The 20,842-nt window shown below is 71.5% G+C and carries 17 protein-coding genes, 1 tRNA gene, 1 other RNA gene, 2 pseudogenes and 1 riboswitch; of the genes and pseudogenes, 9 read left to right on the forward strand and 12 right to left on the reverse strand.

The window, feature by feature from the left end:
* Positions 1-21: 21 nt before the first annotated feature.
* The 6 genes and pseudogenes from NR111_RS16790 to cobC form a co-directional block, all read right to left on the reverse strand.
* Positions 22-189, reverse strand: coding sequence for an SPOR domain-containing protein (locus tag NR111_RS16790; protein WP_132061872.1), 168 nt, complete (start codon positions 187-189; stop codon positions 22-24).
* 104 nt (positions 190-293) lie between these two features.
* Positions 294-720, reverse strand: an RNA gene (gene rnpB, locus NR111_RS16795) — RNase P RNA component class A.
* A 49-nt stretch (positions 721-769) separates the two neighbouring features.
* Positions 770-1,405 (reverse strand): annotated as a pseudogene (locus tag NR111_RS16800) (histidine phosphatase family protein); the annotation flags it as partial.
* Between the two features lie 26 nt (positions 1,406-1,431).
* Entirely contained in the window at positions 1,432-2,163 is a 732-nt protein-coding gene (locus NR111_RS16805; RefSeq protein ID WP_206473620.1) for a zinc ribbon domain-containing protein, read from the reverse strand.
* Between the two features lie 11 nt (positions 2,164-2,174).
* Entirely contained in the window at positions 2,175-3,332 is a 1,158-nt protein-coding gene (locus NR111_RS16810; protein WP_256821473.1) for a Nif3-like dinuclear metal center hexameric protein, read from the reverse strand.
* A 36-nt stretch (positions 3,333-3,368) separates the two neighbouring features.
* Positions 3,369-4,469, reverse strand: coding sequence for an Rv2231c family pyridoxal phosphate-dependent protein CobC (cobC, locus tag NR111_RS16815; RefSeq protein ID WP_206473611.1), 1,101 nt, complete (start codon positions 4,467-4,469; stop codon positions 3,369-3,371).
* 86 nt (positions 4,470-4,555) lie between these two features.
* Here cobC and NR111_RS16820 point away from each other — a divergent pair, with 86 nt between their 5' ends.
* The 3 genes from NR111_RS16820 to NR111_RS16830 are packed head-to-tail and all read left to right on the forward strand — an operon-like array spanning position 4,556 to position 6,827.
* Positions 4,556-5,224, forward strand: a complete 669-nt coding sequence (locus NR111_RS16820) for an HAD hydrolase-like protein (protein ID WP_206473610.1) — start codon at positions 4,556-4,558, stop codon at positions 5,222-5,224.
* Positions 5,214-5,705: a low molecular weight protein-tyrosine-phosphatase gene (locus NR111_RS16825; RefSeq protein WP_256821474.1), complete on the forward strand. Its 492-nt coding sequence runs from the start codon at positions 5,214-5,216 to the stop codon at positions 5,703-5,705. Before NR111_RS16820 ends, NR111_RS16825 begins: the two co-directional genes overlap by 11 nt.
* A gap of 51 nt (positions 5,706-5,756) precedes the next feature.
* Entirely contained in the window at positions 5,757-6,827 is a 1,071-nt protein-coding gene (locus tag NR111_RS16830) for an SURF1 family protein (RefSeq protein ID WP_256821475.1), read from the forward strand.
* 75 nt (positions 6,828-6,902) lie between these two features.
* Here NR111_RS16830 and NR111_RS16835 read toward each other — a convergent pair.
* A tRNA-Val gene (locus NR111_RS16835) sits at positions 6,903-6,975 on the reverse strand.
* A 97-nt stretch (positions 6,976-7,072) separates the two neighbouring features.
* Entirely contained in the window at positions 7,073-7,507 is a 435-nt protein-coding gene (locus NR111_RS16840) for a DUF3052 domain-containing protein (protein WP_256821476.1), read from the reverse strand.
* Between the two features lie 307 nt (positions 7,508-7,814).
* Between NR111_RS16840 and aceE the strand changes: the two are divergent.
* The 5 genes and pseudogenes from aceE to NR111_RS16865 all read left to right on the forward strand — a co-directional run.
* Positions 7,815-10,577: pseudogene (gene aceE / locus NR111_RS16845) on the forward strand (pyruvate dehydrogenase (acetyl-transferring), homodimeric type); the annotation flags it as partial.
* 567 nt (positions 10,578-11,144) lie between these two features.
* Entirely contained in the window at positions 11,145-11,861 is a 717-nt protein-coding gene (locus NR111_RS16850) for a CdaR family transcriptional regulator (protein ID WP_256821488.1), read from the forward strand.
* A 155-nt stretch (positions 11,862-12,016) separates the two neighbouring features.
* Positions 12,017-12,943 (forward strand): ACP S-malonyltransferase, encoded by a 927-nt coding sequence (locus NR111_RS16855; RefSeq protein ID WP_256821477.1) that lies wholly within the window; start codon positions 12,017-12,019, stop codon positions 12,941-12,943.
* 102 nt (positions 12,944-13,045) lie between these two features.
* Entirely contained in the window at positions 13,046-13,297 is a 252-nt protein-coding gene (gene acpM / locus NR111_RS16860; RefSeq protein WP_067714230.1) for a meromycolate extension acyl carrier protein AcpM, read from the forward strand.
* 255 nt (positions 13,298-13,552) lie between these two features.
* Entirely contained in the window at positions 13,553-14,989 is a 1,437-nt protein-coding gene (locus NR111_RS16865; RefSeq protein WP_096905695.1) for an acyl-CoA carboxylase subunit beta, read from the forward strand.
* 254 nt (positions 14,990-15,243) lie between these two features.
* On the opposite strand, the gene NR111_RS16870 is transcribed toward NR111_RS16865, so the two are convergent.
* The 4 genes from NR111_RS16870 to NR111_RS16885 form a co-directional block, all read right to left on the reverse strand.
* Positions 15,244-15,753: a DUF3145 domain-containing protein gene (locus NR111_RS16870; RefSeq protein WP_067714234.1), complete on the reverse strand. Its 510-nt coding sequence runs from the start codon at positions 15,751-15,753 to the stop codon at positions 15,244-15,246.
* 202 nt (positions 15,754-15,955) lie between these two features.
* Positions 15,956-16,831: a serine hydrolase gene (locus NR111_RS16875; RefSeq protein WP_206473605.1), complete on the reverse strand. Its 876-nt coding sequence runs from the start codon at positions 16,829-16,831 to the stop codon at positions 15,956-15,958.
* 112 nt (positions 16,832-16,943) lie between these two features.
* Positions 16,944-18,524, reverse strand: a complete 1,581-nt coding sequence (locus NR111_RS16880) for an ABC transporter permease (RefSeq protein ID WP_256821478.1) — start codon at positions 18,522-18,524, stop codon at positions 16,944-16,946.
* Entirely contained in the window at positions 18,521-19,474 is a 954-nt protein-coding gene (locus tag NR111_RS16885) for an ABC transporter ATP-binding protein (RefSeq protein ID WP_256821479.1), read from the reverse strand. Before NR111_RS16885 ends, NR111_RS16880 begins: the two co-directional genes overlap by 4 nt.
* Before the next feature lie 59 nt (positions 19,475-19,533).
* Between NR111_RS16885 and NR111_RS16890 the strand changes: the two genes are divergently transcribed.
* Complete coding sequence (locus NR111_RS16890) at positions 19,534-20,628, forward strand: alpha/beta hydrolase (RefSeq protein WP_256821480.1); 1,095 nt, start codon at positions 19,534-19,536, stop codon at positions 20,626-20,628.
* 12 nt (positions 20,629-20,640) lie between these two features.
* Positions 20,641-20,820, forward strand: a riboswitch (cobalamin riboswitch).
* The last annotated feature ends 22 nt before the right edge of the window (positions 20,821-20,842 follow it).

Consider the following 20,842-nt stretch of genomic DNA (forward strand, 5'->3'; position numbering starts at 1 on the left):
GCTCAACCCCCCGGGCTCGTACTAGTCGTCCTGGGCGTCCCAGGCCTCGTTGCGGGCCTTCGCCTTGGCCAGCGCCGCCTCGGCCTCGCCGCGCGTGGCATAGGGGCCCATCCGGTTGTCCCAGTTGGTCACCTTGCCTTGCTGCGCCTGACCTGTGGCGATGTCGTAGTACCACTGTTCGTCCGACACGGTGGGCCTCCTCGGTTCGACGGGACGGGCTTGTCACCTCGGACACTACTATCCGGGTCCGGACCCGCCACCGCGCGCCGCGGTGGCGCCTGCCGGGGATGGGGCGAACGAGCCGGCCTGTAAGCCGGATCCTGTGCCCTCCGCGGGCGGAGGGCGACGACCATCCATCTGGGCACTCCGTCACCGGGTACCTCGAGCGGTCCACCCGCGGACTCGGGCGAGCAGCCCTCCCGTGCATCGCTGCACACAATCCGCGCAGCCGCACCGCGAGCGGTGCGACCTTTGACCTTGCTCCGGGCGGGGTTTACCTAGCCGCCCCGGTCACCCGGGGCGCTGGTGCGCTCTTACCGCACCGTTTCACCCTTACCGCGCCCGCAGGCGCGGCGGTCTGTTTTCTGTGGCACTGTCCCGCGGGTCACCCCGGGTTGCCGTTAGCAACCGCCCTGCTCTGTGGAGTCCGGACTTTCCTCGGGCCGGGGCCTGGTCGCCTGTGGCGCCGGTTCCCCTGTCCGCGGCCGTCCGGCCGACTCGTTCGCCCCAGGGAGTCTAGTCGCCCGCGCGGGTCGGTCGGGGTGCGGGCTCAAACGAGGTGGGAGGTGTCGTTGACCAGGTGCACCGAGGTGGGCCCGTCGGAGTAGAAACGCACGTCGGAGACGGAGGCGAGATCCAGGTGCAGCCGGAACAGCAGTTCGTCACCGGCGCCCAGGCCCGCCCGGATCGCCAGTTTGATGGGGGTGACGTGGCTGACGACGGCGACCACGCCGCCGGGGCGGTCGGCGACGATGCGCCGCAGTCCCCGCTCGACGCGCGCCCGCACCACGGCGAAGCTCTCGCCGCCCGGGGGCGCGGTGGCGGTGTCGCTCAGCCATTGCGAGTGGAGGTCTGGATCCTGCTCGGCGGCCTCCCGGAAGGTGAGCCCCTCCCACCCCCCGAAGTCGGTCTCGATGAGGTCCTCGTCCACCACCAGGGGCACGCCGGCGGCGTCGGCGGCCCGCTCGGCGGTGCCCAGGCACCGGCGCAGCGGGGAGGAGACCACCGCGGCGAGATCCGGCAGTGCCGCGAGCCGGGCGGCGGTGCGCTCGGCCTGCGTGACGCCCAACTCGGTGAGCTCGGGGTCGCCCTGGCCGGAATAGCGCCGGTCCACCGACAGCGGGGTCTGGCCGTGACGGGCCAGGACGATCCGGGTGGGGCGCCCGGTGGCGCCGGTCCAGCCCGGCCCGCCGGTGGAGCCCGGTCCGCCGCTCACGAGTTGTCGGTGCGGACCACGATCACGCCGCACTCGGGGCAGTTCAGGACCTCGTCCGCGGGAGCGGACCGGAACGCCGAGACGGTACTCCGGTCGAGGTCCATGGCACACGCCGAGCAGCGGCCTCCGTTGAGGATCGCCGCCCCTCGGCCCGCCTCCGCGGCGCTACGGGTGTAGTGATCGAGGAGGTCGGCGGGAACGGTCTCCGCGTCGCGGGCCCGCTCGGCCATCGTCTCGGTCACCGCGTCCTCGAGCTCGGCGAGAGCGGTGTCCCGCAGCGTCGCGGCCATCCCGATCCGCGCGTCCAGGTCGGTGACGATCGCCCCGGAGTGGCGGACGTCGGCCTCCATGGCCTCGTGGCGTTCGCCCAGCTCGCCCAGCTCGCCCTCGAGGGCCTCCTGGCGACGGGCCAGCGAACGCAGCTCGTAGTCCAGTTCGGTGGCCTGCCGCTCGGACAGGCCGCCCTTGGCCAGCAGGTCGGAGTCGGCGGCCCGGCGCCGGCGCACGGCCTCCAGATCGGAGCGCAGCTTGGTGAGGGCGCGGTCGAGATCCTCGAGGTGGATCCGGGCACGGGCGACGGACTCGGTGGCGGCCCGCCGCTCGGCCTCCAGCTCGTCCAGGGTCGTCTGCTCGGGTAGCTGCGACCGCCGGTGCTCGAGACTCGCCAGTCGCAGGTCGAGGTCGGCGATGTCGACGAGTCGACGCTGGTCGTGGGGATCGGCCTTCATGGTTGCCAAGACTACCGCTGCCCGCGCGCTCCCCCGGCGGCCACCGTCCAGGGGTCGGTCCGCTGCTCGCAGACCGTCGCGGTGAGATCCGCCCCCTCCTCGAGCAGGGCCGCGGCCTGTGCGCACCACGGGAACTCCAGCGCCCAGTGCGCGGCGTCCACGAGCATCGGCCCGCCCTCACGAAGGTGCTCGTCCACGACGTGGTGGCGCAGGTCCCCGGTGAGGTAGACGTCGGCGCCCGCGGCGCGGGCCGCGCCCAGCAGGGAATCTCCGGACCCGCCGCACAGCGCGACGCGCCGGATCTCGGCGTCGGGATCGCCCGCGGCGCGGACCCCCCACTCGGTGGTGGGCAGGCGCTCGGCCACGAGCTCGGTGAACCGCGCCAGAGTCATCGGTGCGTCGAGTTCGCAGATCCGCCCGAGCCCGGTGTCCTCGAATCCGGGTCCGGGTCCGGCGTGGTTGACGAACACGTCCATCGCGGGCACCTCGTACGGGTGCCCGGCCAGGACGGCGCGCCGCACCGCGGACCGCAGTTCCGGCGGCGCGACGAACTCCACCCGGGTCTCGGAGACCTGCTCGGGCTCCCCGATGCTGCCGATGGTCGGGTCGGTGCCGTCGCCGGGGCGGAACCGGCCCGTGCCCCGGACGGAGAACGAGCACTCGGTGTAGCCGCTCATCCGCCCGGCGCCGGCGGCGAAGACCGCGTTCAGCAGGTCGTCGAGGTCGTCGTCGGGCACGGTCACCACCCACCGGTCGACTGTTCCGTCGCCGGTGGGGGCCAGGGGGCGGCCGGGGGTCAGACCGAGCGAGTCGGCGAGGGCGTCGTTGACGCCGGGTCGGGCGGAATCGGCGTTGGTGTGTGCGGAGTACAGCGCACAGCCGCCCGCGATGAGCCGGTGGAGCAATCGACCCTTGGGGGTGTCGGCGGCCACGGAGTGCACGCCGCGCATCAGCGGCGGGTGGTGGACCAGTAGCAGGTCGGCGCCCTCGGCGAGCGCGTGGTCGACCACTGCGTCGGTGGCGTCCACCGCCACCACGACCCGCTCCACCTCGACCGCCGGGTCACCGGCGACCAGTCCCACGCGGTCCCACGATTCGGCCAGCCGCGGCGGGTAGGCGTGCTCCAACAGGTCGATCACGTCGGCCAGGGTGGGCCTGCCGGTGGTCATGGTCGCTCCCCTTCCTGTTCACCCGCCGCGCCGCGATCAGTCCGTGCCGCGATCTGCCCGTGCCGCCATCTGTCCGTGCCAGGCTCCGACGAGTTCGTCCACCATCGTGCCCGGCCGCACGGCCAGTCGCAGGTAGGTGGCATCGAGGCCGGGGAACGTGTCGCAGCGACGGGTGACGATCCCCCGGCGCACGAGCCCGGTTCGGAACGCGACCGGATCGATCCCGGCCGGGGTGCGGACCAGGACGAACGGCGCGGCCGGCGGCACCACCACCTCGATCCCCGCGGCGCCGAGTGCGCGGACCATCTCATCCCGCTCGGCCGCGACCTGCACCCGCGCGGCGTCGAGCTCCGGGTCCGCCTCCGGACCGACGCATGCCCGGACGGCCTCCAGCTGGAGGGTGCCCAGGGGCCAGTGCGGCCGGTGCGCGGCCAGATCGGCCAACACCGACGGGTCCCCGACGGCGTACCCCACTCGCAGGCCGGCCAGCGCCCACGTCTTGGTCAACGACCGCAGCACCACGAGGCCCGGCAGGTCGGCGCCGGCCAGGGTGTGGGCCGCCTCGTCCGGGAGGATGTCGCAGAACGCCTCGTCGACGACCGTCACCCGTCCGGGCCGGGACAGCGCCGCCACGGCGGACCGGGGGTGCACCACCGAGGTGGGGTTGGTGGGATTGCCGACGACGACGAGGTCCGCCTCCTCGGGGACGAGGCCGGGATCGAGGTCGAACGGAACCGGCAGGAGGACCCGCTCCACCGGAACGCCGGCCCGTCGCAGCTCGAGCTCCGGTTCGGTGAAGGACGGGTGCACCACCGCCGCTCGCAGCAGGTTCCGGGCCGCGTGCGCGGCGAGCAGGTGGAACCCCTCCGAGGCGCCGCCCAGCAGCAGGACGCGGTCGCGTCCGACCCCGTGACGGGCGGCCACGGCGGCCACCGCGGCGTCGTCGTCGTCGACCCCCGGATATCCCCCCAGGTCGGCGAGGCGGGCCGCCAACCTGTCGCGGAGCCAGCCCGGCGGCCCGGACCCGCGCACGTTGACGGCGAAGTCCAGGGCGCCGGGGACCAGCTCGGCGTCACCGTGGTGTCGCAGCGCCGCCCACGACGCCTGGTCGGGGCCCTCTCCGGGTTGTTCACTCATTCCCGGAAGCGTAGGACGACCGCGCGCGCCGCGCGGCGCCGGACGGGCGGAGGGGCCCGCCCGGCGGACTCTGGGAGGATGGCGGCATGACCGACCGCCCGATCCTCCTGGTGGACCTCGACGGCACCATCACCGACTCCCTCGACGGCATCGCCAAGTCCCTCCACCACGCGCTCGGCGTGGTGGGCACGCGCTGGGACGACACCCGCGACATCCGTTCCATCGCCGGCCCGCCCATGGTCGACACGTTGACCTCGCTCGGCCTCGCCGGGTCCGACCTGGACCGGGCCGTGGCCGCCTACCGGGAGCGCTACGACGAGGTGGGGTGGCTGGAGAACGCCGTCTTCACGGGGATGGACGCGCTGCTCGACCGACTCGCCGTCGACGGTTACCGGATGGCGGTCGCCACGAGCAAGGACCAGGTCGCCGCGCGCCGGATCCTCGGGCACTTCGACCTGGCCGCCCCCTTCGAGTTCATCGGTGGGGCGGACATCTCCGTCGGCCGGATGGCCAAGGCCGACGTCATCGCGCACTCGCTCTCCGCGATGGGCGTCGACCCCACGCCCGTCGACGGCGGCGGGACCGGGCAGGTACTCATGATCGGCGACCGCGAACACGACATCGAGGGCGCCGCCCGCTACGGCGTCCCGACCGCGATCGTGCGCTGGGGCTACGGGCGGCCCGAGGAGTGGGACCGCGCCCACTGGTCGGCCGTCGACACCGCGGCGCTCGAGGAGATCATCCGTGGGTGGTGAGTCGCGGGTGCGGGTGGTGTTCGTCTGCACCGGGAACATCTGCCGCTCCCCCATGGCCGAGGTCATGGCCCGCCGGGCGTTCCACGACGCCGGGCTCGGCGACCGGGTGACCGTCTCCAGCGTCGGCACCGGCGACTGGCACGTCGGCAACGGCATGGACGCGCGCGCCGCGGCAGAGCTCGCAGCCCACGGCTACGACACCGGGCACGTGGCCTCGCAGCTGTCCCCCGGCGACCACGACGCCGACCTGGTGGTGGCCCTCGACACCGGCCACCGCGACCACCTGCACCGGGCAGGGGTCGACCCGGCCCGGATCCGGCTGCTGCGGTCGTACGACCCCCGCGCACACGAGCACGGCGCCGACGGCGCGGACGTGGCCGACCCCTACTACGGAGACGACAGCGGCTTCACCCGCACCCGCCTGCAGATCACCGCGGCCCTGCCCGGGCTGGTCGCCGAGGTGCGCGAGCTCACGGGGTAGCGGGCACACCTGCCCCGGGACCCGCCGCGCCGGGACGGATACCCTGGGAGCATGCGGATACTGCGGCGTTTCCTGACCCCGGGATGGGTGATCGGCGTCCTCGCCGCGGCCCTGTTCGCCTGGGCGTGCTTCGCGCTGCTCGCCCCGTGGCAGCTGGACAAGAGCGACGATCTCGACGCCCGCAACGCCCGCCTGGCCGAATCCGTCGAGGCCGAACCCGCGCCGCTGGCGCAGGTGGTGGACGGCCCGCAGGCCTACGCCGAGCGCGAATGGCGCCTGGTCACCCTCACCGGGGAGTGGCGACCGGACTCCGAGGCACTGCTGCGACTCCGGTCGGTGGACGGCGAGCTGGTCTACCAGGTTCTCACGGTGTTCGACCCCGTGGACGGCGCGGACATGCTGGTCAACCGCGGATACGTGCTCGTCGGGGAGAACAACGCGGTACCGGACTATCCCGCCGCCCCCGGCGGCGAGGTCGAGATCACCGCCCGGCTGCGGGTCACCGAGCCGGGCGAGGCCGAGCCCGTCCCGATGGCCGGACTGCCCGCCGTGCGCGTGGTGGACCCGGTCGTCATCGGCGACACCCTCGGACACGACCTCGTGTCGGAGGGCTACCTGCAGCTGGCCGGGGGCCAGCCAGGATCGCTCTCCCCCGCCCCGATCCCCGGCATCGAGAACGGCCCGTACCTGTCCTACGGACTGCAGTGGCTGGCCTTCGGCGTGCTCGCCCCGGCCGCGCTCATCTACTTCGCCTGGGCGGAGATCCGGGCCCGGCGTCGCGACGCCGAGGTCGCGGCCGCCGACGCCGACCAGGGGGCCGGGACACGAGATGACGACGCCACGCCCACCGCGGGGACCGACGCCCGGGGTGGCGACACCGATGACCTCGGCCGCGACGGCGGCGGCGATCCCGCGAACGGTGACGCGTCTGGCGGCGGCTCGGACGGCGGCGGCTCGGACGGCGGCGGCTCGGACGGCGGCGGCTCGGACGGCGGCGGCCGGGGAGCCACCGAGCTCGACGAGGCGTCCGCCCGTGAACGCGCGATGCGGGCCCGTTACGGCGACCGCAACGACGCCGAGCAGCGCAGGGCCTTCCGCCGAGCGGACCGCCTCCGGACCTGACCCGCGCCGAGCCCTCGGCACCGGGTGCGGCCGGTCGTCATCGGCCGGTTGTCATCGGTCGGTCTTCGTCATCGGTGCGCGCGGAGGGAATCGAACCCCCGACCGCTGGTGTGTAAGACCAGAGCTCTAACCGCTGAGCTACGCGCGCGTGCGCACCGACGCGTCGATCGCGCCGGTGCGGTCAGACTATCCCACCCGGGACAGCGCCCCACCCCGGGGCGCACGAGGGGTCCGGGGTGCCGCGATCACTTGCGGGGCATGCTGTTTTTCCGCAGGGCGAGCCGGCTTCCGGCCCAGTCCCCGAGCGCGGCGGTGCGCGTCTGCAGCATCCCCGCGGTCTGGGCGGACTCCGCGATCACTGCGGGCACCACATGCCCGTCGAGCCCCGTCTTGGGGGTGAGGACCCACACCGAACCTTCGTCCGCCAGGGGCGTCATGACGTCCATGAGTCGGTCGACCAGGTCGCCGTCACCGTCCCTCCACCAGAGCAGCACCGCGTCGACCACCTCATCGGTGTCCTCCTCCAGCAGCTCCGATCCGACGGCGTCCTCGACGGCCTCGCTGATCGACTCGTCACAGTCGGAATCCCATCCGACCTCCTGAACGAGCATGCCCTCCGTCAGTTCGAGCTGACCAGCTACCTGGTCCGCTCCGTCCTGCTGGTTCGCCGCGGCGACCACCGTGGTGTTCCTCCCTCTACTCCGTCGTGCTACTTCTCGGGTCTTTCGCTGACCAGGAACACTACCCGCGCACACCCGCCGGGGAAACGACTACCGCCCATTTGTCGGTGTGTCGGCTCACGCGACGGTGTCGCGCGTCACGCTTTGGGGCACAATCGGAACCGGTGGGCCTACGGTGGCCCGCCCCGAGCCCGACGCGATCCGCCCCACACCTGCGCACCGCGGCCCGGGCCCGACGATGTACCACGACATGTGGTGGCCCCACCGGGCGTCCACGGTACGAATCACAGAAGTGAGGACGATACGCATGAGCGGAAACGAAGGCCCACGGGACGGGACCGCCCCCACCAACGTTCCGATTCTCCGGGAAGGGGTCGCCTCCTACCTGGCGGACTCCGACCCCGAGGAGACCCAGGAGTGGATGGACTCGCTCGACGGCCTGCTCGCCGAGGCCGGCCCCGAGCGCGCCCGTTACCTCATGCTCCGTCTGCTCGAGCGGGCCTCCAAGCAGCGTGTTCCGCTGCCCGCCCTCACGTCCACCGACTACGTCAACACCATCCCCACGAGCCTCGAGCCGGAGTTCCCCGGCGACGAGGCGGTGGAGCGGACATACCGTCGGTGGATCCGCTGGAACGCCGCCATCATGGTCCACCGCGCCCAACGGCCCGGGATCGGCGTGGGTGGTCACATCTCCACCTACGCCGGGGCGGCCCCGCTCTACGAGGTGGGGTACAACCATTTCTTCCGCGGCAAGGACCATCCCGGCGGCGGCGACCACATCTACTTCCAGGGCCACGCCTCCCCCGGCATGTACGCCCGCGCCTACCTCGAGGGCCGGTTGCGGGAGCAGGACCTCGACGGGTTCCGGCAGGAGAAGAGCCATCCGGGGCGTTCACTCCCCTCCTACCCCCACCCCCGTTCGCTGCCCGAGTTCTGGGAGTTCCCCACGGTCTCGATGGGCCTGGGGCCGATCAACGCGATCTACCAGGCGCGGTTCAACCGGTACCTCCACAACCGCGGCATCAAGGACACGTCGCAGCAGCACGTGTGGGCGTTCCTCGGTGACGGTGAGATGGACGAGGTCGAGTCGCGCGGCGCGCTCCAGATCGCCGCGAACGACGCCCTCGACAACCTCACCTTCGTCATCAACTGCAACCTCCAGCGTCTCGACGGGCCGGTCCGAGGGAACGGGCAGATCGTCCAGGAGCTGGAGTCGTACTTCAGCGGCGCCGGCTGGAACGTCATCAAGGTGGTCTGGGGTCGCGAATGGGACGCCCTGTTCGACAAGGACACCGAGGGCGCGCTCGTCTCGCTGATGAACTCGGTCTCCGACGGCGACTACCAGACCTTCCGCGCCAACGACGGCGCCTGGATCCGCGAGCACTTCTTCGGCCGCGACCCCCGCACCGCCAAGCTCGTCGAGGACATGACGGACGACGAGATCTGGGCGCTGCGCCGCGGCGGTCACGACTACCGCAAGATCCACGCCGCGTACAAGGCGTCGCTCGAGCACACCGGCCGGCCGACGGTCATCCTGGCCCACACCATCAAGGGCTTCGGACTGGGCCAGAACTTCGAGGGCCGCAACGCGACCCACCAGATGAAGAAGCTGACGCTCGACGACCTCAAACTGTTCCGCGACAAGCAGCAGATCCCCATCACCGACGAGGAGCTGGAGGCCGATCCGACCCAGCCGCCCTACTACAACCCGGGGCCGAACTCGCCGGAGATCCGCTACATGCTGGACCGCAGGTCCGCCCTCGGCGGGCACGTCCCCGAGCGGCGCCAGACCTTCACCCCCCTGGCCGTGCCGGGCATCGACGCCCTGAAGTCACTCCGCAAGGGGTCGGGTAAGCAGGCCGTCGCCACCACCATGGCGCTCGTGCGGACGGCCAAGGAGCTCATGCGCGACGAGTCCCTGCGCGACCGTTTCGTGCCGATCATCCCCGACGAGGCCCGCACCTTCGGCATGGACTCGTGGTTCCCCACCCTGAAGATCTACAACCCGCACGGGCAGAACTACACCTCGGTGGACCACGACCTCATGCTGAGCTACAAGGAGGCCAAGGACGGCCAGATCATGCACGAGGGCATCAGCGAGGCGGGGTCCGTCGCCGAGTTCACCGCCGCCGGGACCGCGTACGCGACCCACGGCCAGCCGATGATCCCTCTGTACATCTTCTATTCCATGTTCGGGTTCCAGCGCACCGGCGACGGCATCTGGGCCGCCGCCGACCAGCTCGCCCGGGGCTTCCTGCTGGGCGCCACCGCCGGCCGCACCACGCTCACCGGCGAGGGCCTTCAGCACATGGACGGCCACTCCCCGCTGTTGGCCGCGACCAACCCGGGGATCATCTCCTACGACCCGGCATGGGCGTACGAGGTCGCCCACATCATGCGCGCGGGCATCGAGCGCATGTACGGCCCCGGCGCGGCCCACGAGACCGAGACCGACGGCATCGACCGCAACGTGTCGTACTACATCACCCTGTACAACGAGCCCGTCCCGCAGCCCGCGGAGCCCGAGGACCTGGACGTCGACGCCCTCCTGCGCGGTCTGTACCGCTTCCGCGCGGCGGAGGCCGGGAGCCACAAGGCCTCCATCCTCGCGTCCGGCGTGGCGATGTATGCGGCGGTCGAGGCGCAGAAGATGCTCGCCGACAAGTGGGACGTCGCGGCCGACCTGTGGTCGGCGACCTCATGGACGGAGCTCGCCCGTGACGGGTTCGAGTGCGAACGCCACGAGCTCCGCCACCCCGATCAGCAGCCGCGCATCCCGTTCGTCACCGCGGCACTGGCGTCGGCCGAGGGGCCGAAGGTCGCGGTGAGTGACTTCCAGAAGGCGGTTCCGGACCAGATCCGCGCCTGGGTCCCCGGGGACTTCACCGTCCTCGGATGTGACGGCTTCGGGTTCTCCGACACCCGGCCCGCGGCCCGCCGCTTCTTCAACACGGACGCCGAGTCGATCGTCGTGGCCGTCCTCGCGGGCCTGGCCCGCGAGGGGACCATCGACAAGACCACCCTGCTCGAGGCGGCGCGTCTGTACCGGATCGACGACGTCATGGCCGCCCCCCGAGCCGACGACGGACCCCGGAGTGGCGTGACAGACATGGCCGACCCCGGGACCGGGGAGAGGGACGCACAACCCGTCCGGCGACGCTCCGCGACGCCGCCGGACGATCGTCCCGTCTCCGATGCCCTGCTCAAGCGCATCACCCGGTACTCGGGGACCCTGTCGACCGAGGCGGTCCGCGCGTTGGAACAGGATCTGGCGTTCTTCGCCGAGTTGTCCGCCGACCAGCGGGCCGAGATCCAGCTGATCATCCAGAGTGCGGTGCGCGACTTCGTCACCTGGATGCGCAACCCCGAGGCTCCGCACACGGACACCATCGCGGGGTTCAAGTTGCTCCCCAAGGGGCTCGGCCAGGGGCTGACCCTGCAGCAGACGGTCCAGCTCGTCCGGTCGACGTGTGAGTACTTCGAGCTGGTGATGCCCCGGATCACCCACAACGAGCGCCAACGCGGACTCATGATCACCGCGGTGCTCAAGTTCGGCCGTGAACTCGGCTTCACCGCGGCGGCGGTCTACGCCGCCGCCGCGGAGAACCGGGGAGCCTGGGATACCCGGATGGAGGCGATGCTGGTCGACGCCGTGGTCCGCGGTGATCGTCATGCCGACCTCGCCTCCGGGGCCTCGGCCCTGAACTGGGACCCGACCACCGCGGCGACGGTGATCGTCGGCAGGCCCCGTGAAGAACTGGGGCTGGCGTCGGTGCCCGCCGCGCACAAAGCCGCGGTCGCGGCCGGCCGGCACGCACTGGCCGTGGTGCAGGGCGCGCGCCTCGTCGTCATCCTCTCCGGGGAGCTCGAGTCCTCCTCCGCGGTCCCGGCCGAAGTCCTCGACTCTTTCTCACCCGACGCGCCGGTCGTCGTCGGGCACACGGTGAGCTCCCTCGCCGAGGCCCCGGACAGCGCGACCGAGGCGCTCTCCGGGTCGGCGGCCGTCTGCGGCTGGCCCGGCGCCCCCCGACCGGTCGCGGCGATCGATCTCCTGCCCGAGCGGGTCCTCGCCGGCGACCGGGGCGCGGCGACGATGTTGGTCGACCGGGTCGTCACACCGCTGAGGGGCGCAGACACCTCGGTCGAGAACACCCTCCGGGCCTATCTGGACTCCGGTGGGCACGTCGAGGCGTGTGCCCGCGAGTTGTTCGTCCATCCCAATACGGTGCGATACCGCCTCAAGAGAGTGAGTCAAATCACCAAATTCGATCCACTTAACGCGAGGGATGCTTTTGTCCTGAGAATCGCCCTCGTCCTCGGGAAGTTCGCCGACCGAAGCACTCAGGAGTCCTAATTAGTCACTTCTGTAACAGGGTGTAACGAAACCGCACAGAATGCAGATGGACGACCAGCCAGCTCGCCATTTGTGGGAAGCGCACAAAATCCTGGCTGTGTTTCTGGCTTGGGGAACATCATCCTAAGAGGGGCCGGGCGTGTTCTCTGATACCCGTGCTTTGCCTTACTGCCCCTGGACAAGGGTCTCAGAAAGCCGGGATGCTCGCGCCCTGGCTCGAGTTGCCCGGTGCCTCGGACCGTCTCGACGAGTGGTCCGCATCGAGCGGACTCGACCTCGAGCGTCTCGGCACGACTGCGACCCTGCAGGAAATCACCGACACCGCGGTGACCCAACCGCTCGTCGTCGCCTCGGCCCTGCTCGGTGCCGCGGAGCTGCGCCGGCGCGGCCAGGTGCCCTGCGACACGATGGTGGCCGGCCACTCGATCGGCGAGATCGCCGCGCTGGCGATCGCCGGGGTGGTGTCGCAAGCCGACGCCCTGCGTCTGGCGTCCGTCCGCGGTGCCGCGATGTCCCGGGCGTGTGCCGAGCGCCCCACCGGCATGATCGCGGTGCTGGGCGGGGTCGAGGCCGATGTCCTGCTGTCGCTGGACACCGCCGGGCTGCAGCCGGCCAACCGTAACGGCGCGGGCCAGATCGTGGCCGCCGGCCCGCTCGAGGCCTGCGACGCCCTGGAGCAGAATCCACCGAGCCGGGCGCGACTGCGCCGGCTGGAGGTCGCCGGGGCGTTCCACACCCACCACATGGCCTCCGCCGTCGACGAGGTCCGCGACCTGGCCGACACGATCGAGGTCAACGACCCGGAGCTGACGCTGGTCTCCAACGCCGACGGCATGGTCGTCACCTCCGGTCGCGACGCCCTCGACAGGGTCGTCTCCCAGATCACCCATCCCGTCCGGTGGGACCTCTGTACGCAGACGATGCTCAAGTTGGGCGTCGACGCGTTCATCGAGCTGCCGCCCTCCGGCTCACTCGTCGGGTTGGCCAAGCGCATGATGCGTGACGTTCCCCGGTACGGCGTGACCACCCCCGAGGACCTCGAACTCGCCCTCGAGTCGGTCCCCGCACTCAGCGGCGCCTGACCGCTCCTCCCACCCCCGATCGTCGGCCCCGGCCGGCGATCGCGACCAGACCATCCGTCGCGCCCGCCGGGCACGGCACCACCCATCAGAAAGGGACACCACATGGCACGCACCGAGGCCGAGATCATCGCAGGACTGGCGGAGATCGTCGAGGAGGTCACCGGGATCGAACCCTCCGAGGTGACCCCGGAGAAGTCCTTCGTCGACGATCTCGACATCGATTCGCTCTCCATGGTGGAGATCGCCGTGCAGACCGAGGACCGCTACGGGGTTGAGATCCCCGACGAAGACCTCGCCAAGTTGCGTACTGTTCAGGATGCGGTCGACTACATCCAGAAGCTCGACCAGAGCTGACATCCGGCCCCGTGTGCCGGGGCGGGGACGCAGTCAGGGCCGAAGGTGCGGTCGGTGCACCACGTCGAGCCCGCGTCCCCTCCCCCACACAGGGCCCAACAATGATCACCCCGCTCACGGCGGGGTGCCGGGCGAGAGGTCCGGACCGGGACGGGGGTCCCGATCCGAACGCCGATCGCCCACAAGCCAGTCCGGGGGTCCATCGCAGGCGCGCTCTCCCTTCCAGGGACACGCGCCGAGGAAAGGACTGCACATATGACCATCACCAGCCCTGTTGACCAGAACACCCAGATCGACCCTCGAGATCCCGTCGTCCGGCTCGAGAACCTCTTCGACCCGGCTTCGCTCGAGTTCATCACCGAGCCCGACGCCTCCGGCGCCATGGCCGCGCGCGGCCTGATCGACGGCGAACCCACCATCGCGTACGCGACGGACGCCACCGTCATGGGTGGTGCCATGGGCCTGGACGGGTGCCGGCACATCGTGCGTGCCATCGACGTGGCGATCGACGAGCATCTGCCCGTCGTCGGCGTCTGGCACTCGGGTGGGGCGCGACTCGCGGAGGGCGTCGAGGCGCTGCACGCGGTCGGCCTCGTATTCGAGGCCATGGTCCGCGCGTCGGGCCACGTGCCCCAGATCTCCGTCGTGCTCGGGCCCGCCGCCGGCGGCGCCGCCTACGGCCCCGCGCTGACCGACGTCGTCATCATGGCGCCGGCCGGCAAGATCTTCGTCACCGGTCCCGACGTGGTCCGCTCCGTCACCGGCGAGCAGGTCGACATGGAGGGCCTGGGCGGCCAGGACGTGCACCACCGCAAGTCGGGGGTGTGTCACATCGCCGCGACCGACGAGCGTGATGCCCTGCACCGGGCGCGTCGTCTGGTGACCCTGCTGTCCGCGCAGGGCGAGTTCGACCCGCGTGCCCTCGAGGGCGATCACACCGATCTTGCGGGCCTGCTCCCCGACTCACCGAAGCGCGCGTATGACGTCCGTCCTCTCGTCCACGGGCTGCTCGACTCCTCGGAGCTCGATGGCAGCACCACCTTCGAGGAGCTGCAGGCCAAGTGGGCGCCCAGCATCGTGGTGGGCTTCGGCCGGATGTCCGGCCGCACCGTGGGTGTCATCGCCAACAATCCGCTGCGGTTGGGCGGTTGCCTCAACTCGGAGTCCGCGGAGAAGGCCTCGCGGTTCGTCCGGCTCTGCAACGCCTTCGGCGTGCCGCTGGTCGTGATCGTGGACGTCCCCGGTTACCTGCCCGGCGTCTCGCAGGAGTGGGACGGCGTGGTGCGCCGCGGCGCCAAGCTGCTGCACGCGTTCGCCGAGGCCTCGGTCGCCCGGGTCACGCTCGTCACCCGCAAGATCTACGGCGGTGCCTACATCGCGATGAACTCGCGCGCTCTCGGAGCCTCCGCCGTGTTCGCCTGGCCCGACGCCGAGGTCGCGGTGATGGGCGCCAAGGCCGCCGTCGGCATCCTCCACAAGCGCACCCTCGCGGCGGCTCCCGAGGACGAGCGGGAGGCCCTGCACGACCGTCTGGCCGATGAGCACGCGGCCATCGCCGGTGGCGTGGGTCGCGCGGTCTCCATCGGTGTGGTCGACGAGGTCATCGAGCCCACCGACACCCGCCGACGGATCGCCGAGGCGCTGGACGCGGCCGCGCACACCCGCGGCCAGCACAAGAACATCCCGCTGTGACCTGAATCCGGCCGGAATACCTCCGGCAGGATCCGCACCCGACGACTGCGCCCCCTCCCCGATCTGACGGGAGGGGGCGCAGTCGTGTCCCGGAAGGGCGCGGTGGCCACCCGCAGCCGGTGTCGGGTGCCGCATGCGCTCCGGGTGCCGGGTGCCGCCCGCCGCCAGCGTGTCGCGCACACGAGTCAGCGCCCGCCCCGAGAGCTGGGCGGGCGCTGTCCGGAGTGAGCGCGGGAGTGCGGAGGTCCGGCGGGTCAGCCGACCCGGGAGAGCCAGGTGACCTCGGCGGCGGCCGGGTGGCCGCGCAGCGGTTCGAGGGCGCGGTCCCAGGCGGTGCCGAGCTCGTCCTCCACCGCGGCATGGAAGGCGGCGGGACCGGCCTTCATGAGATGCCGGAGCCGGTTCTCGCTGAGCACCACGTCGCCACTGGCGCCCGTCTGCCCCCGCCACATCCCGAGTTCGGGTGTGTGGGAGAAGCGTTCGCCGTCGACGAGGTCGCTCGGGTCCTCGGTCACTTCGAAGGACAGCATCGACCACTTGGCCAGCGAATCGGCCAGACGCGCGCCGGTGCCGACCGGGCCGATCCAGTCGACGATCGCTTTGCGAGCGCCCGGCTGGGCCGGCTGGTCCTCCCAGCGCATGGCTGAGTTGGCGTCGAGCGTGGCTGCGAGAGCCCACTCGACGTGAGGGCATAACGCGGTAGGCGCGGCATGGATGAACACCACGCCGGTCGTCGTATCCGCGAGATAGTTATGGTCAGACATCACTTCACTCCCGACTCACTGAGGGACGTCTTCCCCAACGACCTCACGAAATCGTGTGAATGATGTTGCTTCTGTTGCTTGTAGTTAACACTGTGCCTGAAGTGATCGAATTACACCAGCGACACTTCTCGACTCTCAGCAAAGTTACAGCACGGTGATTCCCGCGCCCGGCACGAGTGCGGGCGTGTCGCGGGTGGCGGACTCACCCGCCGAGCGAGTCCTCTTCGCGCGAACGCCGGGTTGCCGCATCGACCACCCTGTCGGACAGTTCCGGCCACAGCGGCTTGGCCCAGTCGCCGAAGTCGCGGTCGGTGAGCACGATCAGCGCCGTGGAGATCTCCGGTTCGACCCACAGCAGGGTCCCGGACTGCCCGAAGTGCCCGAAGGTCGCGGGCGAGTTGTGCTGCCCGGTCCAGTGGGGATGCTTGGCGTCGCGGAGTTCGAAGCCCAGCCCCCAGGGGCACGGCTTGTGCATGCCGTACCCGGGCACGATCCCGTCGAGGCCGCGGAACTGTTCGGTCACGGCCTCCTCGAGGGTCTCGGTCGCGAGCAGCCGCGGGGCCACGAGCTCGCGGGCGAACGCGATGAGGTCGGCCAGGCTGGCGGAGGCCCCGTGCCCGGCGGAGCCCTCGAGCGTGGTGGACTCCATGCCCAGCGGCTGACACACAGCCTCGTGGAGGTAGTCGCCGAACGCGATCCCGGTGGCGTCGGCGATGTGGTCGGCCAGCACCTCGAACCCGGCCGAGGAGTAGATCCGCCGTTCCCCCGGCTCCGCGCGGACCTTGTCGCGGTCGGCGAAGTCCAGCCCCGAGGAGTGGGCGAGCAGGTGACGCACCGTGGACCCCTCGGGCCCCGCGGGGTCATCGAGGCCGATGGCCTCCTCCTCGACGGCCAGGAGCGCGGCCACCGCGACGAGGGGCTTGGTCACCGAGGCCAGGCGGTACACGCGGGTGTCGTCGCCGTGGACCGCGAGGGCGCCGTCGGGGCCGACCACCGCGGCCGAGACGGTGCCCACCGGCCAGTCCGTGACCACCGACAGCGCGGTGGAGAGCCTGTCTCGATCGAACTCGTCCGACATCGGTTCCTCCCTGGTTCGCCTGCGACCGGCGGCGCCGGTGTCCGTGACGGCCGCGCCGGTGAGGCGTGGCGGCCGTGCGAGCCAGTCTGTCAGGTCGTGTCGGGTGCCGCGGTCAGGTCCGCGGCACGTCGCGACGCCGAAAGCCGGCCAGCCCCACGGCGACCAGCACGACCGTCACCGTGAGGAGCACGGCCACGCCGATCGCGTTGACGGGGCCGACGGGCGCGGTGCCCACCGCGCCGAACGGGGACAGGCGCATCTGGTCCTCGTCGAGCCGGAGCGTGGGTCCCATGAGGGTGACGACGACGGCGAGGGCGAACGGCGCCCAGGCCAGGACCTGCAGTCTCGGGGATGCGCCGAACAGGCCGATCGAGATCGCGCCGAAAACCAGCGCGGCGGGCACATACCACGCCCCGGCGCCGATGATGCGTCCCGCCAGGTCCGGGTCGTCGAGCACGGCGGCGGCGGTGATCCCGAACGCGGCGGCGCCGGCGAGGACCACGACGACGGTGCCGACGGTGACGACCGCGGTGTGGGCGGCGAGCCACGACCACCGCGAACGCCCCGTGGACAGTTCCATCTCGAGTCGCCCGGCGGTCTCCTCGCCGCGCAACCCGGTCAGGGTCTGCAACGCGAACCCGGCCCCGAGGAATCCGCTGAACGCCACCAGCATCTGCACGATGGAATCGACCACGGTGCCCGAATCGCCGAGGAACACGGCGAGGTCGGGGTTGGACATCATCGTCTCGACCACCACGTTCATCAGCGCGCCGTACATGGCCATCAGTGCCACCACGCCGATCGTCCAGCCCGTCAGCGCGCCCAGGTGCTGGTGTACGGCGGTCCCGGTCCGGGACGCCCGCCACCGGGACGCGGTGGCGGGGCCGGTCCGGGCCGGGACCATCCCCTGGCCCACGTCGCGGCGCGCGGCGAGCCACAGCGCGGCCGCGGCGAGCCCGGCCGCGGCGACGACGGCGACGAACAGGGGCACCACGGAGGACTCGCCGAACGGCCGGGTCAGGCCGTGCCAGCCCAGCGGCGAGGTCCAGCTCAACCAGTTGCGGTTGACGTCGCCGATCCCGCGGGTGATCAGGGTCAGTCCGGCCACGGACATCGCCGCCGCCCACACGGTCCGGCTGTGGGCGAACACCTGCGCGAGGACGGCGGTGCCGGCCGCGTACACCCAGCCGGCGGCGACGATCGAGGCCACGTACAGCGCCGCGCCCGCGCGGTCGAGGTCGACGGTGAGGGTCGCCGCCCACAGCGCAAGGCCGAGGACGGTGAAGACCCCGACGACGACGACGAGGGCGGCCGCCGTCGGGGCGAGCCGGCCGACCCGGCCCGCCAGGAGCAGTTCGGACCGTCCGGACTCCTCCTCCTTGCGGGTGGCGCGCGCGGTCAGGGCAATCGCCATGACGGGGATGCCGAAGGCGACCATGAACGAGTACTCGTTCATCATCACGCCGCCGAGGGTGTCGAGCCCGGCCACCCGGCCGGTGAGCATGATCATCGACTCGCCGACCGAGGCGCCGTACGTGGCGAGTTCCTGCGGGGTGTCGTACAGGGCTGCGATCGACAGCCCGGTGACGAGGTACAGCGCGGCCAGGCCGAGGACCCAGGCGGCCGCGGCCCGCCACCCGGCGCGCAGGGCGATGCGTGCCAGCAGGCCGGTGTCGGCGAACGGCGAGGTCATCGCCGGTCCCCTGTCCGCTCCTCGCCCCCGGTGGCCGCACCGGCACCGGAGTAGGCGTTGAGGAACAGGTCGTCCAGGCTGGGCGGGGTCGCGGTGAGCGTGTGGATGCCGGCCGCGTGAAGGAGGCCGGTGACCTCCCCCAGCTGCGGGGCCGGCACGTGGCAGCGGACCTCGAACCGACCGTCGGCGGCCTCCTCGATCCGCAGGCCGTCGACCCCCGTCACGCGCCCGAGTGAACCCGGATCGGCGTCGGTGACGGCGTGGACCTCGGTCGTGGTGTGGCGCCGCAGATCGGCCAGCGTCCCCGAGGTGACGGTGCGGCCCTCGCGGATGATGCTCACACGGTCGGCGAGCGCCTCGACCTCGCCCATGATGTGGCTGGACAGCAGCACGGTGGCGCCACCGTCGACGGCCTCGCGGACGCACTCCTGGAACGTCTGCTCCATGAGCGGGTCGAGGCCGGAGGTGGGCTCGTCCAGGACGAGCAGCTCCGCGTCGGACGCCAGCGCGGCGATCAGTGACACTTTCTGTCGATTGCCCTTGGAGTAGTCGCGCGTGCGCTTGGTGGGGTCCAGGCGGAAGCGGTCGATCAGTCCGTCGCGCCTGTCGGGGTCGAGTCCTCCGAGCGCCCGGCCCAGCAGGTCGATGCACTGGCCGCCCGTCAGCCGCGGCCACAGGGTCACCTCACCGGGGACGTAGGCCAGCCGGGCGTGCAGCTGGACCGCGTCTCGCCACGGGTCGCCGCCGAACACCGTCACCCGGCCGGAGTCGGCGCGCATGAGCCCGAGCAGGATCCGGATCGTGGTGGATTTTCCCGACCCGTTGGGGCCGAGGAACCCGTGGACCTCCCCCCGGCGCACGTCCAGGTCGAGCTCGTCCAGGGCCCGGGCCCGGCCGAAGGTCTTGACCAGGCTCTCGACCCGCACCACGCTCTCGTCTTCTGAACGCATGACCAGCTCCTTCGTCCGATTACCCTGATCATCCCAGGGATCCGCGTCACAATGTGGGCATGCGCTCTCCCATGTCCGGCCACCGTGCCTTCTCCCCGTCGATCGCGGATCGCGTCACCAAATCGGTCATGACCGCTGCGGGGTTCCTGCCCGGCCGGCTGCTCCGAGTAGTGGGTGGGACCCCGAGGCGGCTGGACGGCCAGGTTCTCGACCCGCACTTCCAGGCCGGGCTCCGGGTCATCTCGATGACGTCCGAGGGTGAATACGAGGACCTCACCGTCGACAGGGCACGTTCGGCTGTCGAGCGGTCGGCGTTCACGGTCTCGGGCAAGAAGATCGACCTCGCCGTCGTCTCCGACATCGTCCTCCCGCTCGGCGGCACCGGTCCGGACCGGGCCGACCTGCCCGCTCGCCTCTACTCGCCGGTCGAGGGGGACGAGCCGCTGCCGGTGCTGGTGTACTTCCACGGCGGCGGCTGGGTGCTCGGCAGCGTCGACTCGCACGACGCGACCTGCCGCTACATCGCACGGGCGGGCCGACTCAAGGTGATCAGCGTCGACTACCGGCTGGCACCGGAGTTCCGGTTCCCCACCGCCGCCGAGGACGCCCTCGCCGCGTTCCGGTACGTCCGCGACCACGCCGACGAATTCGGCGTGGACCCGACGCGCATCGCGGTGGGCGGTGACAGCGCCGGCGGCAACCTGGCGGCGGTGGTGTGCCAGCAGACGCGCGACGCCGGGGAGAAGATGCCGGACTTCCAACTGCTGTTCGTCCCCGCCACCAACATGTCCGCGCGGACCCGCTCGTACGAGCTGTTCGGCGACGGCTTCTTCCTCACCCGGGCCAACATGGACTGGTACGAGGAGACCTACATCCGGTCCGACGAGGACCGGCTCGACCCCCGCGCCTCCCCCCTGCTGGCGGAGGACTTCTCGGGACTGCCGCCCGCCCACGTGGCCACGGGCGGGTTCGACCCGCTGCGCGACGAGGGCGAGGCGTACGCCCGGAAGATGGCCGACGCCGGTGTCCCGGTCTCGCTGCGCCGCCACGATTCGCTGGTCCACCCGTTCGTCAACGCCGTCGGGGCCACCCCGCTCGCGCGCTCGGCACTGTCCGAGGCGGTGGGCGCGATGCGGATGGGGCTGGCGTACTGACCCCGGAGCGCGTGTTACCTTGTGATCGCCAGCGAGACCGATCGGTCGCGGGAATCCGGTGCGAATCCGGAACTGACGCGCAGCGGTGAGGGTGATGGCGGGGCACTATGCCACTGGGCCGCGAGGTCTGGGAAGGCGCTTCCGTCCAGGTGATCCCGAGTCCGAATACCGGCTGGCCCTCGCGGTGACAACCGCCAGGTCATCACCGGGCTTC

It is taken from the genome of Dietzia sp. Die43, assembly GCF_024519835.1.
GTDB classification, from domain to species: domain Bacteria; phylum Actinomycetota; class Actinomycetes; order Mycobacteriales; family Mycobacteriaceae; genus Dietzia; species Dietzia kunjamensis.

What these genes read in the sequence shown, in the direction of transcription:
- NR111_RS16875 (WP_206473605.1), bottom strand. Translation starts at nt 16,831, where the DNA reads ATGTCGGACGAGTTCGATCGAGACAGGCTCTCCACCGCGCTGTCGGTG.
- NR111_RS16890 (WP_256821480.1), top strand. Translation starts at nt 19,534, where the DNA reads ATGCGCTCTCCCATGTCCGGCCACCGTGCCTTCTCCCCGTCGATCGCG.
- NR111_RS16805 (WP_206473620.1), bottom strand. Translation starts at nt 2,163, where the DNA reads ATGAAGGCCGATCCCCACGACCAGCGTCGACTCGTCGACATCGCCGAC.
- NR111_RS16870 (WP_067714234.1), bottom strand. Translation starts at nt 15,753, where the DNA reads ATGTCTGACCATAACTATCTCGCGGATACGACGACCGGCGTGGTGTTC.
- cobC (WP_206473611.1), bottom strand. Translation starts at nt 4,469, where the DNA reads ATGAGTGAACAACCCGGAGAGGGCCCCGACCAGGCGTCGTGGGCGGCG.
- NR111_RS16865 (WP_096905695.1), top strand. Translation starts at nt 13,553, where the DNA reads ATGACCATCACCAGCCCTGTTGACCAGAACACCCAGATCGACCCTCGA.
- NR111_RS16830 (WP_256821475.1), top strand. Translation starts at nt 5,757, where the DNA reads ATGCGGATACTGCGGCGTTTCCTGACCCCGGGATGGGTGATCGGCGTC.
- NR111_RS16885 (WP_256821479.1), bottom strand. Translation starts at nt 19,474, where the DNA reads ATGCGTTCAGAAGACGAGAGCGTGGTGCGGGTCGAGAGCCTGGTCAAG.
- NR111_RS16820 (WP_206473610.1), top strand. Translation starts at nt 4,556, where the DNA reads ATGACCGACCGCCCGATCCTCCTGGTGGACCTCGACGGCACCATCACC.
- NR111_RS16850 (WP_256821488.1), top strand. Translation starts at nt 11,145, where the DNA reads ATGCTGGTCGACGCCGTGGTCCGCGGTGATCGTCATGCCGACCTCGCC.
- NR111_RS16810 (WP_256821473.1), bottom strand. Translation starts at nt 3,332, where the DNA reads ATGACCACCGGCAGGCCCACCCTGGCCGACGTGATCGACCTGTTGGAG.
- NR111_RS16880 (WP_256821478.1), bottom strand. Translation starts at nt 18,524, where the DNA reads ATGACCTCGCCGTTCGCCGACACCGGCCTGCTGGCACGCATCGCCCTG.
- acpM (WP_067714230.1), top strand. Translation starts at nt 13,046, where the DNA reads ATGGCACGCACCGAGGCCGAGATCATCGCAGGACTGGCGGAGATCGTC.